15 protein-coding genes and 1 tRNA gene are annotated in these 16,083 nt (G+C 41.1%); 8 read left to right on the top strand and 8 right to left on the bottom strand.

Annotated elements, in window-relative coordinates; all coding sequences use genetic code 11:
* Positions 1–55: 55 nt before the first annotated feature.
* Positions 56–997, bottom strand: coding sequence for an alpha/beta fold hydrolase (locus C7B70_RS05385; protein WP_106368033.1), 942 nt, complete (start codon positions 995–997; stop codon positions 56–58).
* A 276-nt stretch (positions 998–1,273) separates the two neighbouring features.
* Between C7B70_RS05385 and C7B70_RS05380 the strand changes: the two genes are divergently transcribed.
* The 6 genes from C7B70_RS05380 (at position 1,274) to C7B70_RS05355 (ending at position 5,576) form a co-directional block, all read left to right on the top strand.
* On the top strand, positions 1,274–1,807 hold the full coding sequence (locus C7B70_RS05380; protein WP_106368032.1) for a GNAT family N-acetyltransferase: 534 nt from the start codon (positions 1,274–1,276) through the stop codon (positions 1,805–1,807).
* An 80-nt stretch (positions 1,808–1,887) separates the two neighbouring features.
* A tRNA-Pro gene (locus C7B70_RS05375) sits at positions 1,888–1,961 on the top strand.
* A 409-nt stretch (positions 1,962–2,370) separates the two neighbouring features.
* Positions 2,371–3,129: a Tic22 family protein gene (locus tag C7B70_RS05370; protein ID WP_106368031.1), complete on the top strand. Its 759-nt coding sequence runs from the start codon at positions 2,371–2,373 to the stop codon at positions 3,127–3,129.
* A gap of 8 nt (positions 3,130–3,137) precedes the next feature.
* Positions 3,138–4,049, top strand: coding sequence for a peptide chain release factor N(5)-glutamine methyltransferase (prmC, locus tag C7B70_RS05365; RefSeq protein WP_106368030.1), 912 nt, complete (start codon positions 3,138–3,140; stop codon positions 4,047–4,049).
* A gap of 9 nt (positions 4,050–4,058) precedes the next feature.
* Positions 4,059–4,643 carry an L-threonylcarbamoyladenylate synthase gene (locus tag C7B70_RS05360; RefSeq protein ID WP_106368029.1) on the top strand — a complete coding sequence of 195 codons (585 nt, stop codon included), beginning with the start codon at positions 4,059–4,061 and terminating at the stop codon, positions 4,641–4,643.
* Between the two features lie 15 nt (positions 4,644–4,658).
* Positions 4,659–5,576, top strand: a complete 918-nt coding sequence (locus C7B70_RS05355) for a sensor histidine kinase KdpD (protein WP_106368028.1) — start codon at positions 4,659–4,661, stop codon at positions 5,574–5,576.
* Here C7B70_RS05355 and C7B70_RS05350 read toward each other — a convergent pair.
* From C7B70_RS05350 to C7B70_RS05325, 6 genes are all read right to left on the bottom strand, one after another.
* A complete protein-coding gene (locus C7B70_RS05350; protein WP_106368027.1) occupies positions 5,527–5,994 on the bottom strand; it encodes a GNAT family N-acetyltransferase in 468 nt (155 codons plus the stop codon). The two genes, C7B70_RS05355 and C7B70_RS05350, sit on opposite strands and share 50 nt — an antisense overlap.
* A 74-nt stretch (positions 5,995–6,068) precedes the next feature.
* The gene (locus tag C7B70_RS05345; protein ID WP_233220828.1) at positions 6,069–6,350 is read right to left on the bottom strand and encodes a MoaD/ThiS family protein; all 282 of its coding nucleotides are present in this window, start codon (positions 6,348–6,350) and stop codon (positions 6,069–6,071) included.
* Positions 6,351–6,427: 77 nt separating this feature from the next.
* Positions 6,428–6,988, bottom strand: a complete 561-nt coding sequence (locus C7B70_RS05340) for a J domain-containing protein (protein WP_106368026.1) — start codon at positions 6,986–6,988, stop codon at positions 6,428–6,430.
* Between the two features lie 52 nt (positions 6,989–7,040).
* Positions 7,041–7,634, bottom strand: coding sequence for an ATP-dependent Clp protease proteolytic subunit (locus C7B70_RS05335; protein ID WP_106368025.1), 594 nt, complete (start codon positions 7,632–7,634; stop codon positions 7,041–7,043).
* 31 nt (positions 7,635–7,665) lie between these two features.
* Positions 7,666–8,352 carry an ATP-dependent Clp protease proteolytic subunit gene (locus C7B70_RS05330; RefSeq protein ID WP_106368024.1) on the bottom strand — a complete coding sequence of 229 codons (687 nt, stop codon included), beginning with the start codon at positions 8,350–8,352 and terminating at the stop codon, positions 7,666–7,668.
* A 108-nt stretch (positions 8,353–8,460) separates the two neighbouring features.
* Positions 8,461–11,415 (bottom strand): HAD-IIIC family phosphatase, encoded by a 2,955-nt coding sequence (locus C7B70_RS05325; RefSeq protein ID WP_106368023.1) that lies wholly within the window; start codon positions 11,413–11,415, stop codon positions 8,461–8,463.
* A 666-nt stretch (positions 11,416–12,081) separates the two neighbouring features.
* Between C7B70_RS05325 and C7B70_RS05320 the strand changes: the two genes are divergently transcribed.
* The gene (locus tag C7B70_RS05320; RefSeq protein WP_106368022.1) at positions 12,082–13,323 is read left to right on the top strand and encodes a VWA domain-containing protein; all 1,242 of its coding nucleotides are present in this window, start codon (positions 12,082–12,084) and stop codon (positions 13,321–13,323) included.
* A gap of 193 nt (positions 13,324–13,516) precedes the next feature.
* Here the strand turns inward: C7B70_RS05320 and C7B70_RS05310 are convergent, their stop codons facing one another.
* Positions 13,517–14,596: a PIN/TRAM domain-containing protein gene (locus C7B70_RS05310; RefSeq protein ID WP_106368070.1), complete on the bottom strand. Its 1,080-nt coding sequence runs from the start codon at positions 14,594–14,596 to the stop codon at positions 13,517–13,519.
* A gap of 229 nt (positions 14,597–14,825) precedes the next feature.
* Here C7B70_RS05310 and hemW point away from each other — a divergent pair, with 229 nt between their 5' ends.
* The gene (gene hemW / locus C7B70_RS05305) at positions 14,826–16,049 is read left to right on the top strand and encodes a radical SAM family heme chaperone HemW (protein WP_106368020.1); all 1,224 of its coding nucleotides are present in this window, start codon (positions 14,826–14,828) and stop codon (positions 16,047–16,049) included.
* Positions 16,050–16,083 lie beyond the last annotated feature (34 nt).

Genomic DNA, 16,083 nt, shown 5'->3' with positions numbered 1-16,083 from the left:
TACCAATTACCAATTCCCAATTACCAATTACCAATTCTCAATTCCCAATTCCCAATTACCCATGTCGCGCCAAAATACTCCGAATTTCTGTAGCAACGGTATGTGTTTGTTCCAACATTGCCAAGTGTCCGCAGTTAGGAATTTCTAATACATTACCGCGATCGCTTTGAAACAAGGGGTGAAAGCTTGCCAGATGACGGACATATTTAGGCTCCATAATCTTGTCTTGCTGTCCGGCGAAGAAATAAACAGGCTGGGACAAGTGAGAAACTAGCGACGGTAATCGGTTCACTTCTTCCTCGGTGGTCGAGTCTAAAAGGGTTCCTAAAGCGGCTTCGGGATTAGCCATCACAAAATCAATTACTCTTTGGCGACCCCATTGGCGAGCTATAGGATTGACTACATTAGCGCGGGTAAATATTAAATCAACTAAAGGTAAGTAACAAAGCCAACGGGGACGAATTTTTAATAACTGCTGACCCGCCGCGCGAAACTGCTCAAAGGCTTCTTTGAGGTACACTCCCCCTCCAGCATTGATACAGATTACGCCTTTTATTTGGGTGCTGCGAAGTTCGGCGGCTAATAGCGCTACCGTTGCCCCTAAAGAGTGACCAATTAGCCATGCACTACTGATATTCAACGTTTTTAAGAGAACAACTAAATCCTCTGCGTAAGCCGCCGTCGTATAGCAATTAGAAAAATTCTGCGGGTTATTTGAGCGTAAATCAGGGACATTTTCTGTCTTGTTTACAGCACTATTTAAGAATGGATTAACTACAGGAGCATCAGTTATTGACGTTAATCTGCCTGGAGATTGACCAAAGCCGCGCAAATCATAAGCTAAACACTGGCGATCTGGTGCTAAACACTTAATTAAAGGTTGCCAGTATTCACGGCTTAGTAGCCACCCGTGGATAAAAACTAAGGTAGGAGAATCTGACGCAAAGCCCGTCAGTTCGTAGCTATGTTCAATTCCCGAAATTTCAATAGTTGCCATAACTATATTTTATCCTTAACACTCCTCCGCTTTGACACTAAAATTGCCAAAAAATCGATCCCCGTTGTCTAGCAGGTTGTTAACAAAGTGTTAAAGTTTTAAGATGGCTAGGTAAAAGCATATTGACTTCTAGGAGCTTATTTTGTTTTTAGAGGGGAAAATCAACTTTTCTATTGATTTGCTTTTATCTCAAGATCGAGCTTTGCTTTTTGCTAATAGCTTGACCTTTCCTAGCTAATATAGGCAAAATAATTTTTACTATCGAACCACGTTGGCATGGGTTTTTGGAAAAGCTGGTTTAACGGTGCTGAAACTACCACTGAAGCCAAGATAACGTCGGGCGAAGATTACACGGCTCTAGAATCTGTGAGCGGTTTTTCGACTAATAGCGATCGCACAATTGTGTTTAGTAGCGATCGCAACATTGATCTGTACGAATTAGAAGAACTTTGCGATGCCGTCGGTTGGTCGCGTCGCCCTTTGCGTAAGGTAAAAAAAGCCATTGAGTTTAGTTTCCTCGTTGCCTCAATGTGGGAAGTGCGCGGAACGAGAAAACGCCTGATCGGGTTTGCTCGTGCCACTTCCGACCATGCCTTTAATGCCACTATTTGGGATGTAGTCGTTCACCCAGATTTTCAAGGCAAAGGTCTAGGCAAAGCAATGATGAAATATATGATCAAAAAACTTAGAAGCGAAGATATTAGCAATGTAACTTTATTTGCCGATCCTCAAGTTGTCGATTTTTATCGCGGTTTAGGGTTTACAGCCGACCCCGAAGGGATTAAAGGAATGTTTTGGTATCCAAGTTAAAGCATCTTACCTACTGCTTAATTAGAGGCAAGTTTGTGATAATTGTACTTCTGTGTTAAGTTAGTGTACGAGCTAAAATACGGGATGTAGCGCAGCTTGGTAGCGCGCCTGCTTTGGGAGCAGGATGTCGCAGGTTCAAATCCTGTCATCCCGATTTGTAAATAATATATAAAATATTAGTCAAGAATTTTATTGCAGACTAATTTACAAAAGTAGTTACAATCTTGTAGATTAGTAACCAATTATAAATTGGTGAAGTTTGATAAACTCATTCAGATAGTGTTAGGTAGGAACGATTTGTAGTAATGTAGCGTCAGGCAAAAAGTGGAGTAAATTATCAGGAATTAAAGATTTTGTCCAAAGACTTTATTGCTTGAAAGCACCAACAAAAAATCGTCGCAATTTACCAACAAGCCAGTATAAAAAAATTATATTGAGCAGACAGAAACAAAAATGAACGATAAGATAGCTCACATAAATTGTTTCTCCTTCTATGGAACCAATAGTAAGTAAGATATTACCGTTTAGCTCAAAATAATTGGCTATTAATGCCAGGAGTATTCATGAAATCAATGTTTAGCTTGGGTGCAAAGTTAGGAATAGTTAGCAGTGCCATTGTTGGCTCGGCAATCTTTGGCACAATGAGCGCGTTTTCTTTGCCTCAAGATCAAATTGTCCAAAAGCTAGGACCTGTACCTGTATTTACAATCACCGATGCCAAGGGAGCGCCCTTAGTAGCTTCTAATAACGACAACAAAAAAGAAGGTGGAGTTGCGGGAGTATTTATCAACCAAAAGGATGCGGAAGCATTTGTAAATCAACTCAAAACCAAAAACCCAGAACTTGCCAAAAATGTTCGGGTAGTTCCTGTTTCTCTAGGGGAAGTATACAAGCTAGACCAAGCTAGTAGCACCAAGCCTAACTCCTTAGACTTTGCTTACGTACCCGCCAAGCAACAAGTAGATGCCGCAATGGCATTACTCAAGAAATCAGGTCAAGATGAGAAAAAGTTTCAGGGAACACCGCTATTTGTCGCTAAAGCCGGGAAAGAAAAAGGCTATTTAACAGTCAAACAAGCAGATAAGCAAGTAATTCCTTTCTTTTTTAACAAAGAAGAATTGCAATCAATGTTAGACAGGTTTAAAAAACAACAACCAAACTTGGCTTCTACCGTTGAGATTCAGGTAGTCAATTTAGAAGGGGTGATTGAAACAATGCAAAGTCGCAATGATACCCAGCTAAACCAAATTATGTTGGTTCCCCCCAAAGCATCCATCGACTTTGTTCGCAGTCTACCCGCAGCGCAACCACGTAAAAAATAAGTTTGGGCATGAATCAAAAGCTGCGGCGGTTTGTTTCAGGTGAAGAACTTTGGCAATGGCGAAAAACAGCCCAAAAAGCTGCAATAGCGGCTAAAGTTTCCCCAAGCGAATTAGACTGGCTCTTACAAGAAGTAGCTGGGCTAGAAAGATTAACTCTCTGCTTAGAGTCTTTCCGCGATTTGCCCCAAATTCCTATCCAGCTTGAGATTGAAGAATTAGACCGATTGTGGCAAAGAAGGTTAAGCGAGTTTTTGCCAGTTCAGTATATTGCTGGAGTTGTGTATTGGCGTAACTTCAAATTAGCAGTTTCTCCAGCAGTACTGATTCCCCGCCCAGAAACAGAGCAACTAATCGATCTGGCAGTGATGGCGGCAAAAAATAGCTCAATATCACTAGAACAAGGACATTGGGCAGATTTAGGGACAGGGAGCGGCGCAATTAGTCTGGGACTTGCGGAGATATTTCCGCAAGCAAAAATTCATGGCGTTGATTGTAGCAGTGCAGCAATAGAAATCGCTCGAAAAAATTCTCTACTCTTGGGCTTTGGAAGTCGCATTAAATTCTATCAAGGTTTTTGGTGGGAACCCCTAGCACTATTTAAGGGAAAATTGAGCGGCATGGTATCCAATCCTCCTTATATTCCCAGTGCTTTAGTTGCAAAACTACAGCCAGAAGTAGCCCAGCACGAGCCTAGGCTGGCTTTAGATGGAGGCGACGATGGCATTGATTGCTTGCGCTATTTGGTAGAGACTGCGCCCGATTATTTGCTACCTGGGGGCGTGTGGTTGGCGGAGACAATGGCGGGACAAGCAGAAATAGTTGCGTCGTTACTGCACGATCGCAAAAGTTATACTAATATTTCAATTCATACCGATTTAGCAGGTATCGAACGTTTTGTTTTAGCCCTAAAAATTAATTAAATTGCGCTCATGACTCAAGGAATGCTGCAAGAATTGGTAGAAGGAATTTTTGCAGGTAAATTAGTTAGTTTTCCTACCGATACAATTCCAGCTTTGGCAACTTTACCGTCAAAAGCCCAATTAATTTTTGCAGCAAAGCAGCGTAGTCAAGATAAACCACTAATTTTGATGGCGGCTTGCGCTACGGATCTTTGGCCCTATGTTTCTGGGAATGCGGCAGAATTATTAGTATGGCAACAAATGGCTGCAACTTATTGGCCCGGTGCGCTTACTATGGTACTGCCAGCGAGCGATCGCGTACCCAAGGAGATTAATTTAGCAAGTCCTGGTACTGTTGGTCTGCGCGTGCCAAACCATGCTGTTACTAGGGCTATTTTGGCTCGTACTGGGGCGCTGGCTACTACTAGCGCGAATAAGTCGGGCGAACCACCATTGCAGACAATGAGGGAGATTAGAGCAGCGTTTCCCGATGTCCTAACTTTCTCCCTTGAAGCTACGGAGCCGTCCTCTAGTGCCATACCTTCTACAGTTATTAAGTGGATTAGCAACAATTGGCAGATTTTACGCTCTGGTGCGGTTAAGTTAGAGTCGTGATTTATACAATTAATTATGGATTTGGCTAACTGGATATATTTGGCAACGGGGTTAGGAGTTGGGTTAGCAAGTCGGTGGTTATTACCGCCAAAATTATCTACTGATTTAAAAGGTATTCCACCGCAACAATTAGATGGAGTTTTGCCGCAAACCCAATTGGCTTACTTGATGGCGCAACAAATCAGCCAGTTTAAAGGGGGCTTTTTGGCGCGAACTTCTCATGAATTGCGATCGCCTCTAAGTAACATTATTGGTCTGCATCAGTTGATTTTGTCTGATTTATGCGACGACAGAGACGAAGAACGCCAATTTGTTGCCCAAGCTCACGAAGCGGCATTGCAGTTAGTTAAGTTAATCGACGAAATCCTTAATGTTGCCAGATTAGAACATGGAACTAATAAATTAGAAATTCAACCTTTGCAATTAAGCTTTGTTTTGGAAGAAGTTTGTAATATTTTACGCATGATTGCCGCAAATCGCTCTCACAGGCTACAACTATCTTCACCACCTCCAGAAATTTATGTTTTAGCCGATCCTCTATGGTTGCGACAAATCATCTTGAGTCTTATTGATGCAGCAATTTTCTGTATAGAGGATGGCGGAATTTTTTATTTATCAGTTCAGCTAATCCCAGAAAGTAATTTTGTTTATATTTGGATAGATGCGCCCTTAGCCGTTAGTATTTGGAACGATCCTGTCGATTTGCTCCAAGGCGATTTTAGCTGTGAAGCAAGTTTAATTGCTAAGTCTGCTTTGAATATAAGTTCGCCAGGATTAACGCTGTTACTTGTGCAAACGTCATTAGAAGTTATGCAGGGCAAACTTGAGATTTTTCCTGCACCTACAAATAGCGAGACATCGCCCACAACGCGAATGCAAATTTCTATCCCGTTATTAACTCCTGATACTGCGCTTCTAGAGATTGAACCTTAGCTATTGGCTGATTGTACAGTACCATTGTGCTGCTTGAATTAACTTCAAAACCGATTCTTTCATAAAAGCTTTGTTGATGAGTTGTAGTTAGATAAACTCTCTCTACTCGGTTCATGCGGGGATGGCTCAAAACCGTTTGTACTAACTTGCGTCCCAAACCTGCACCCCGGTATTCGGGATCGATTACTACGTCCCAGATTGTCGCGCGATAAATACCGTCGGATGTCGCACGAGCAAAGCCGATCAGCTTTTGGCTATCCCAAACACTAATTACTGGTTCGCTGTTTTCAATTGCGATGTCTAAGTCTTCGATTTTGCGCTCTGTTGCCCAAAACGCTCCTAACTTAAATAGCGCTTGTAACTGGGTAAGATCGACAACAGATTTGCGATCGCAAAATTGGATATGGCTGCAATCCATAGTTTTTTGTGTAATCCACTATCTATCGTAAATTTTACTTTACATTTCTTCAACAGTTGGCAAGGATATTTATTTTAACCACCGCTCACTGGTGGAATTAAGACTACTTCATCGCCATTAACTAAAAGCGTATCAGGGGAAACAAACTGACAATTGATCCCAAAGCGAGTAATTTCTTGCCATTTTTCAAGTTCGGGATGCTGAGAAATTAAGCGTTCTAAAACGGCAATTGCTGGAGTTTGGGGAGGAAATTCTAAGACTATTTCCGATTGCCCGTAAGCCTCTTGATAGGCAGCAAATAGCTTAACAGTGACAGTAATTGCGCTTTGAGACATAAAAGATTGGTCATTGGTCATTGGTCATTGGTCATTGGAAACTGCTTAATTACCCATTACCCATTATCCATTACCCATTACCCCTTCCCTATTACCCACTACCATATTTTTTCTAACCGCCGAAATTCTTGCTCTACGTGCGACCATAACTGACGATTGTGGGGGTCGGTCTTTAGAGCTTTTTTAAGAAAAATTCGGGCTTTATCTGCTTGCTTTTGGTTAATTAAATAACTTCCCCAACGCCAGTAGGAAATTGCTTGCCAAGATTGGACTTCTTTGTCTGAAGGGAAACGTTGCGCCAAAGCTTCAGATAATGCGATCGCCCTAGGAAATTTCTGGTACTGCCATAACTGCTGTAACTGCTGATGATAATCGTTTTTCAGCTTTTGTTCGGTGGCAGATATTGGCGGCGATGAAGGAGGGCGGGTTACTGTAATTTTTGGCGTTGCTGGGGCTACTTCTGGCAATGGTTGCTGCCAAGACTCCACCAGCGCTTGATAGGCAGCCGTTAGAGCGATAAATTTTTCATTTTTGGTGCGATCGCCCGGATTGATATCAGGATGGTATTGCCGTGCTAGTCGTCGGTAGGAAGCTTTTATTTCGACAAGCGTTGCTACGGGTGTCAATTCTAGCAATAGATAACAAGCGGCTTTGTCCATAGGTGGCTAAATATTGAGTAGCCTTTAGATTTGACTCTAAAGGCTCACTGACTTACACGCGATCTTCAATTACCCGGTCAATTAAACCGTATTCTTTCGCTTCTGCCGCCGACATAAAATAGTCGCGATCAGTATCTTTCTCAATTTTTGCTAAAGGCTGACTTGTCCTGTCTGCCAGCATTTGATTGAGTTGATGACGCAAACGGAGAATTTCTCGTGCTTCAATTTCGATATCTGTAGCTTGACCTTGAGCGCCCCCGGCGGGTTGGTGGATCATAATTCGTGCGTGAGGCAGAGCTAAACGCTTGCCCTTAGTACCCGCCGCCAGCAGAAACGAACCCATAGAAGCTGCCATACCCACACAAATTGTGACTATATTTGATTTAATGTGCTGCATGGTGTCATAGATTGCTAATCCGGCTGTAACCGAGCCACCAGGGGAGTTGATGTAGATAAAAATATCTTTGCTTTGATCTTCTGAATCTAGATACAACAGTCTAGCAATAATTGAATTTGCCATTCCATCGTTCACCTCTCCACTTAAAAAGATGATTCGCTCCAAGGAAAGGCGCTCGTAAATATTAATCCATTGAGTGTAAGGCTCCCCTGGAAAGCGATGGGGGACTCTAGGAATTCCAATAGGCATAAATAAATTCTCCAGGAAGGGGCAATCGAGATTATCGAGCAACAGCAAGAGGTTGAGGAAGGTCTTTGGCACTTTCCAAAACTTTGTCAATCAAGCCGTATTCTTTTGCTTGATGGGGAGTCATGTAGTACATCCGATCCATATCTTTAGCAATTTTCGTTTTTTCCTGACTGGTGTTAGCGGCGAGAATATCTAAAATAATCTCTTTGTTAACAAAAACTTCTTTAGCGTGGATTTGGATATCGGTAGCTTGACTGTAAGGAGCGCGGCGGCGGGCTTGATGCAAGACGATGGTAGCGTTGGGCAAACTTGCTCTAAAGCCTTTAGTTCCCGCCGAGAGAATCATTGCTGCTGTCCCCATAGCTTGCCCAATACAGATAGTATGAACTGGGGGCTTGATGTAGTTGAGCGTGTCGCAAATTGCAAAAGCCTCGGTTTCCGCTCCGATCGCATCGCCGCCATACCAAGAAGTTCCGGTAGAGTTGATGTAAATATAAATAGGTTTTTCGGGATCGTCGTATTGCAGGTAAAGTAATTGAGCAATAATTAGCTCTGTTACATCTACCCCAAGTTGCTGTTTATATTCATCCGGTGTAACTAAAGGTAGTCCTAGGTAAACAATTCGTTCTTTTAAAAGCAACGAGGGCAAATCCGGTGGCGGACTGCGGTAGGAAGAATCGCCAGAATAGGGGGCTTGGACGGCCTTTACTTGTGTCATAGCAACTAATGCCTAAAATAATACCAATGTCTGTAATACATCCTAGCGCGAGCCTAGGGCTAATAGAGGTACGGATTTCTAGCTATGGCAATGGTGATAAATCGCATTTTAGCGATTAATAGGTTGGCGATCGCTTGCTTTGTTTGTTTGGGCTTGTTTTAAGCAAAATTCAAATTTTGCGGCGAGGACTTCTACTTGTGGTTTTTCTATTAACGATAAATGATTGCCAGGAACGTTATACACTTTTACGCCTTTTACAGCTAGTTTATCCCAACCTAGTTGAGTGTCAAAGTACCAACTTGCACCCATCGGTTGATTCATCGCCCGAAACAAAGTTACTTGCAACGGATAAGCTTGTGGCGAGTAAGCTTTCAAAGCTTGTTTATTAATCGCCTCCACCTCTAAGCGGAAGTTGCGAGTAACTGATGGTAAATTTGCCGCGTCTTTACCAGAGGTTCTCCTAATTTGCTGCTCAATTTTAGATTTGAGTAAATTTGTTTTAGCTTTCACTCTTGCTAGAGTAAATTGATAGCCTTGTTTTAAATGATTAACAACTTGATTACGTAAGGAAAACTGTTGATAAACTGGGCTAATCGTATCAAACAATGCTACTAGGGCGATCTTTTGTCCTAAGTTCTGTAATTGATGGGCGATTTCAAAAGCTATTAAACCACCCATAGAGGAACCTGCTAAGAAATAGGGTTTTGAGGATGGTGGCTGGACAGTGAATATTTGTTCAATATAATAAGCTGCCATGTCTTTAATTGAAGTAAATGGCGATTCTTGACCGTCTAAGCCCCTAGCTTCTAGACCATAAACTGGCTGATTTGGATCTATATGTTCAACTAAGTTTCTGTAATATAAAGCTCCTCCTCCGATCGCATGAATGCAAAATAATGGTGGTTTTTGAGCCGGATTACCTGCTGTAATAGCGATCAGTGAAGACCAAGGTTTTGATGATTCAAGTTGAATAACTTTGGCTAGTTGTTCAATAGTCCCAGCTTGCAACAGTGTAGGTAGAGGCAATTTTTTACCAAAAGCATTTTCAATTTGCACAAACAACTGGACGGCAACTACAGAAGTTCCACCCAAGTCGAAGAAATTATCGTGGATGCCGATATTTTCAACTCGCAATACCTGGCTCCAAATTTGGGCTAGTCGCTGCTGCGTTTGATTTTGGGGTGCAATATAAGACTCTCGCAAGTCTGGACGCTGGCGTTTTTGCAATTGAATTTGCTCAAATACTTTGCTGGCACTATAAAATTCTGTAGCAATACGGTGTAAGCGATTTAACCTTTTTTGGACTGGAAGCGATCGCTTAGTTTTTTGGGTTGGCACAGAAGCGCTCTTAGTTTCAATCACGTCCTTAGCTTGGGGGTTATAAGTTACCGATTGAGCGTAATCAACAGGCAACTGCCAACTAATACCTGCCAGAGTTTGCTGTTTGTATTGGCTCCCAACGGCGGTTAAAAAATTTAAGGCTGGTTGATTTTTTTCGCTGGGTACGTAAGCTAATTTTACTCTTTTCATCCCTTTTTCACGGGCAATTTCGCCTAAACGGGCAAGCATTTTGTACTCTACTCCCCTACCCAAAACCCGACAGCTAAGTAAAAATGTATCGGCAATTAGGCTGTCATTATCGGTTGTGAACAGTATTACCCCCACTAATCCATAGTCACCAAAGCGATCGCTTACTTCTACTGCCAAGCACTCATAATTGCTTTCACATAATTGCTTAATTTCTTGCTGGGAGCGGCGAATAGTGGTGAGGTTAAATTGATTAGTGCGTTGAGTAAGTTGGGCTATTCTTTCGTTTTGCTGGAGCGATGGGGGGACAATTTTTATTTCTAAGCCTAACCCGTCTAAAAAGTTCTCTAGGGTAGGTGACTGCTTAAGAGCGCGATCGCGTTCTATATTTTCTTTGTATAGAGATGTTCTTTTTTTATCTTCTGTAGTTGTTTTCAAGCGATCAAAAGCCCATATATGCTGCAAAAAGCGTGGGATTTCGGTAATCTTTGCGGGTAACAGCAGAGTTAATACCTCTGGACAATTTGCTTGGACTTCCGCACATTCTACAGGATTATCGTCGATAAAAATAAAGCTGTCTAAACCTAAATTTAATTCTTCGGCAAGGGACTTGATATTTTCTGACTTTGCTACCCAGTTTACACGCCAAGAAATAATATGTTCTCGTTTTAATGGCATATCTTGGCGGCGCTCAAATACCTCTACTACATCTTCCTCGTTGTTTTTGCTGCATATACAAAGCAGCATTCCGCTATGGTATTGAGCTAACATCAATTCTTGCAATGCTTGCCTGGGTGCGTCGAGTTCGATTCCCCTTATTCCATCTTCACCGCAAACTCCTTTCCATAGAGTATTGTCGCAGTCTAAGACAATGACTTTGGGTGACGGACTTTGAATTGCGTATATTTTACGAGCAATGGCTGTACCAAGCGCTGCAAAATATAAGGGTGTAAAGGGAATATGACCTAACTTGTCTCCTTGCTCCTCGTAGTACGTATCTACAGGATAAGTTGTGTTTAATTCCTCGTTAGAGATTAGATAAATTCCATTGATGCCTGCTAACTTTGATAAAATCTCTGCCTCTATCTTTTCAACCTCGTTACTTGCTTCGGGAATTGGTGAATTTGGACACAGACAAATTATGTAAGGAGTGTTACCATCTTCTACTGCTGTTTTGACGGCTTGGATAAATTCTTGAACTATTTGTTCGGTTTTACTTCGCTCTCCTAAAGATGACCCCGTACCAGAATATTTTTGCCAGTCTTCTAGTCTCAGCAATATTACATTAATTCCTTGTTTGTTGTTCCTAATTAGGCTATTTGGCGCTAGTAATTCTTGAAATAATTGATTATAAGAAGCAAAATCTATTTTTCCGGCAATTTCTAGCTCTTGTAGCCAGAATGCTAAGGATTCTTCTATTGGTTCTGCCGTAAACGTTGCAGCAACAGCAATTGTTTGTATTGGCTGGAGTAATTTATCTTTCAAAGAATCTTCTTTAAATTCTCCGCTCGAAAATTCCTCAAACTTTTGTGCCATAGTAATTGCAGCCTACTTTTTAAAGTGCTATAGTGACAACGAATCGTAATATTTTACTACCTTTTCACTTGAAAAATTCTATTTTATAATACTTGCTCAATTTATATAATTAATTTATCTATCTTTAGTAAGATGAATCATTAAGAAATTATCTTTCCGTAGTCAAACTGAAACCTATATCTACTGCATCTTGCGTTGCGAAAATATTCCCATCACTTTATAGTTATATATAAGTGAATGTTATACTTATTAAGCTAATTACTAAAACTTGGGTGATTGACAAGTTAAGCTAATTAATAAAACTTGAATGATTGACAAAGTTTTAGTCAAAACTTTATACATTAATTTTCAGTTTCAATTGTGTGGAAATATTCAAAAATATAGAGCTTGCAGCTAGAGATATTAGTTAATATTTGGAAAATAACAGTTATAAATAAGATCATAACTTTGTAAGGGCGATCGCTAAATTTTAGAGTTGATATTTTGCCCCATTCTGATGAAAAGTCGGCTCCAATTGGGTAAAAACATCAAAAAGCTTTGAGATTGCAGTAAAAAAAATAGGAAATAAGGCAAAATATATAATAACCAATAGTTTTTTTAGGTTGACTGAAAAAATTATTTTACTGACAATTGCTTGTATCGTTAGATCGTTAGGAGGGAATTGTTATGAAGGTGTTGTTACAGCCAGCTTTAAATGATGTCAACATAGATGCAGGTCAACTAAATAGCCAGCGTCAGTTGGCAATTTCTATTAGTGCTGTTTCTCCTAGCACTGATCGCACTGTGCCGCTAAACTTGTGCTTGATCCTCGACCGTAGCGGTTCCATGAAAGGGCGACCGATAGAAACGGTCAAACAAGCCGCCAATCGGATAGTAGATCGGTTGACTTATAGCGATCGCCTCTCGATAGTAGTATTTGATCATCGTGCCAAAGTATTAATACCCAATCAATTAGTAGAAGATCCAGAGGCAATTAAGGCACAGATTAACAAACTTAAAGCTGATGGAGGTACGGCCATTGATGAAGGGATGAAGTTAGGTATTGAAGAACTAGGAAAAGGCAAAAAAGAAGCAATTTCTCAAGCTTTTTTGTTAACTGACGGCGAAAACGAACACGGAGACGACAAGCGTTGTTTGAACTTTGCCCAACTAGCTGCCGAATACAATCTAACTTTAAACACTTTAGGCTTTGGCGACCATTGGAACCAAGATATTTTAGAAAAAATTGCTGATGTAGCTGGTGGAAAGCTGTCTTATATTGAAGAAGCCAATCGTGTAGAAGAAGAATTTGGTCAGTTATTTAGTAGCATTCAGTCCATTGGTTTAACTAATGCTTATTTGTTGTTTTCTTTGGGGGCAAATGTGCGTTTAGCTGAGTTGAAGCCCATTGCTCAAGTGTCTCCTGATACCGTTGAATTATCTAGTACGCAAGAAGCTAATGGACAATTGGCGGTGAGGCTGGGAGACTTATCAAAGGATGTCAGCCGCGTAGTGCTGGCAAATATTTATGTAGGTAAACTACTTCAAGGTAAGCAAGAAATTGCTCAATTGCAGGTACGTTACGACGATCCGTTTCAAAATAAATCGGGGTTACTTTCAGATATTATTACTGTAGAAGCTAATATTGCCAGCAATTATCAACCGCAAATCAATCCCCAGGTACAGACAAATATTTTGGCTTTGGCAAAGTATCGGCAAACCCAAATGGCTGAAGCAAAATTGCAACAAGGTGACAGATATGGGGCGGCTACACTGCTACAAACTGCTGCTAAAACAGCGTTGCAAATGGGTGATAAAAATGCCGCTACTGTATTGCAAACTAGCGCCACTAGGTTGCAAGCGGGAGAAGAATTGTCAGAGAGCGATCGCAAAAAAACCCGAATTGTCTCTAAAACTGTTTTGCAATGAGCGTAATTACTACTGCTTTTTCTGAGTCCAAGTACCGCCATAGGTATAATGAGGGTTATTTTGCTTAACTGTAGGCAAACAGAAGTCGCAGATAAAAAACCATTCCCCCAGTTCTTTGTCTTTAACTCTGTATAAAATCGGTACAGTTAGATTACACCTCTCGCAAGACTTTACTCTATTTTGACGTACCATCTTAAGCCAAAGCTGAGGCTTGGGTTTTGGCAAAAATCATTCTCCCGGCGGAGGTTTGTAAAGCGCTAGTTACAACGACTCGCACCTCTGCGCCCACAAAAGGGCTACCTTCTTCTACCACAACCATTGTGCCATCTTCTAAGTAGCCAATACCTTGACTAGCTTCTTTACCTTCTTTGAGAATTTTGATGTCTATATTGTCGCCGGGGAGGTAGCTAGGACGAACAGCATTGACTAAATCGTTGACATTTAAAACCGGAACTTTCTGGACGCTGGCAACTTTGGATAGATTGTAATCGTTAGTTAGGAGCGTACCATTGATATCTTGGGCGAATCTTACTAACTTGGCATCTACCGTCGGGATATCTTCGTAGTCTGTAGAGTTAATAATAATGCGTTCTGGGTAAGATTCTTTAATACGGTTGAGAATTTCTAACCCTCGTCGTCCTCGAACTCTTTTTAAATCTTTTGCCCCATCCGCTAGTTGCTGTAATTCTTGCAAGACAAACTGAGGTACTAAAATCTGCCCTTCTAAAAATCCCGTTTCTAGTAAAGCTTCTATACGACCATCAATAATACAGCTAGTGTCTAAAACTTTAGTAATAGAAGGTTTGAGCGTACCTTCAGCTACTAGCATAGATTCAACAGTATTAGGGTTAATGATCCGCAAAAAACTCCGTCCGTGAGTATCGGCTAAACTAATCCCTGAAAATGCTGAGATGAAACTACCAAGAATAGCGACTAAAGGTTTAATAAAAGCAAAGTCTTCAGGAATTGGCAGCAAAAATAGCGGCGCTAACATTAAGTTTGCGACCAATAAGCCTGCTACTAAACCGATGGTGCGAGTTAGGAGAACATCGACAGGCATTTCTCTAACTTTGGTTTCCAAACGACGATAGGTAATTTGGAAACTCAAGCCCACCGCGCCGCCAATAACCGCGCCAAACACGCCAACGATTGATCGCAGTGCATCTTCGTTTGTAACTTGCTGTTGGACTGATATAGGTAATAATTCGAGGCTGTAGAAGCCGATTCCGGCTCCTGCTATGATAAATGAAAGGATTATAATTGCATCAAGCATGGTTTTAGCCACTTGAATAATTTGGTTGTAATTTCCGCATAGAAGATCGATCAACCAATTTGATATTGTTCTATGATAGTATTTTTACTCTTTTAAGCGTTGTTTAAAATGGGTATCGGCGAAAATATAAGTTATGGGTTTTTTAAAAAATCAAAAAACTTTTAATATATTAGAGCAAAAATTGAACTATTAATTAAGTTTAAGCTTGGCAATCGCCAGTTAAATTAAGGTGTTAAGCGAATTAAAACAAGTTTTTGAGCCTCTAATTATAGAAATTCCTAGTTCTGCCTACGTGCATATACCTTTTTGTAGGAGACGATGCTTTTACTGTGATTTTCCGGTAAAAGTGGTAGGCGATCGCGCCAGAGGCGAAAACTCCCCTAGTATCTCTGATTATGTTCGCGCAATCAAGAGAGAAATTGCTGCTACTCCAAATATCGGCAAACCGTTAGAAACAGTGTTTTTTGGCGGTGGTACGCCTTCGTTGCTGTCCGCAAATCAAATTACCCAAATTATAGAAAGTCTCGTTCAGCAATTTGGGCTATCTTCCTCGGCAGAAATATCGATGGAAATAGATCCGGGAACCTTTGATTTAGAACAGTTGCAGGGCTATGTCAAAGCTGGGATAAACCGAGTGAGTATGGGAGTACAAGCATTTGAGCAGGAGTTATTACAAGTTTGTGGGCGATCGCACTCTGTTGATGATATTTGGCGATCTATAGACATAATTCGTCAAGTAAACGTACCAAGTTTTAGCTTAGATTTAATTTCTGGTTTACCACACCAAACTTTAGCTCAATGGCAAGAATCCTTACTGGCGGCGGTAAAAATTGCGCCTAATCATATTTCTATTTACGATCTAACCATTGAGCCAGTTACAGCTTTTGGCAAGTATTATAAACCAGGAGTAGCGCCGCTACCCACCGACGAACTTACAGCCCAAATGTACCGTCAAAGTAGGGAAATACTCACCGCCGCAGGTTACGAACATTACGAGATATCTAACTATGCTTTGGCGGGGTATCAATGCCGTCACAATCGAGTTTATTGGGAAAATCGCTCTTATTATGGCTTTGGTATGGGTGCAACTAGCTACGTGGAAGGACAGCGCTATACAAGACCCCGCAAGACTACCGAATACTACGACTGGGTGAGAAAATATACGGCGGCTTATGGGGTTATAGATTGCCCGTTAACGCCTGTAGAGGAGATGTTGTTAGAAACGCTGATGTTGGGATTGCGTCTTCAAGAAGGGGTAAATTTATCAAGTTTAAGTCAGTTATTTGGTGTCCCTACAGGAGAAAAAATTGAGCAGTGTTTGCAACCTTACCAAAAGCAAGGTTGGATAGAATTTGTAACTAGGGAAAAGTTTAAATATGCCAGGTTTACCGATCCTGAAGGCTTTTTATTTTCTAATGTGGTCTTGGCGGCTTTGTTTGAGCGGTTGACTTAGAGGATGAGAGCAAAGTCTTTCGGTGGTAGCGATA

Source organism: Chlorogloea sp. CCALA 695 (assembly GCF_003003885.1).
In the GTDB taxonomy this organism is placed as follows: domain Bacteria; phylum Cyanobacteriota; class Cyanobacteriia; order Cyanobacteriales; family Chroococcidiopsidaceae; genus Aliterella.
Note: the sequence above shows the minus strand (reverse complement) of the source record. Positions and strands in the feature narration are given on the sequence as shown.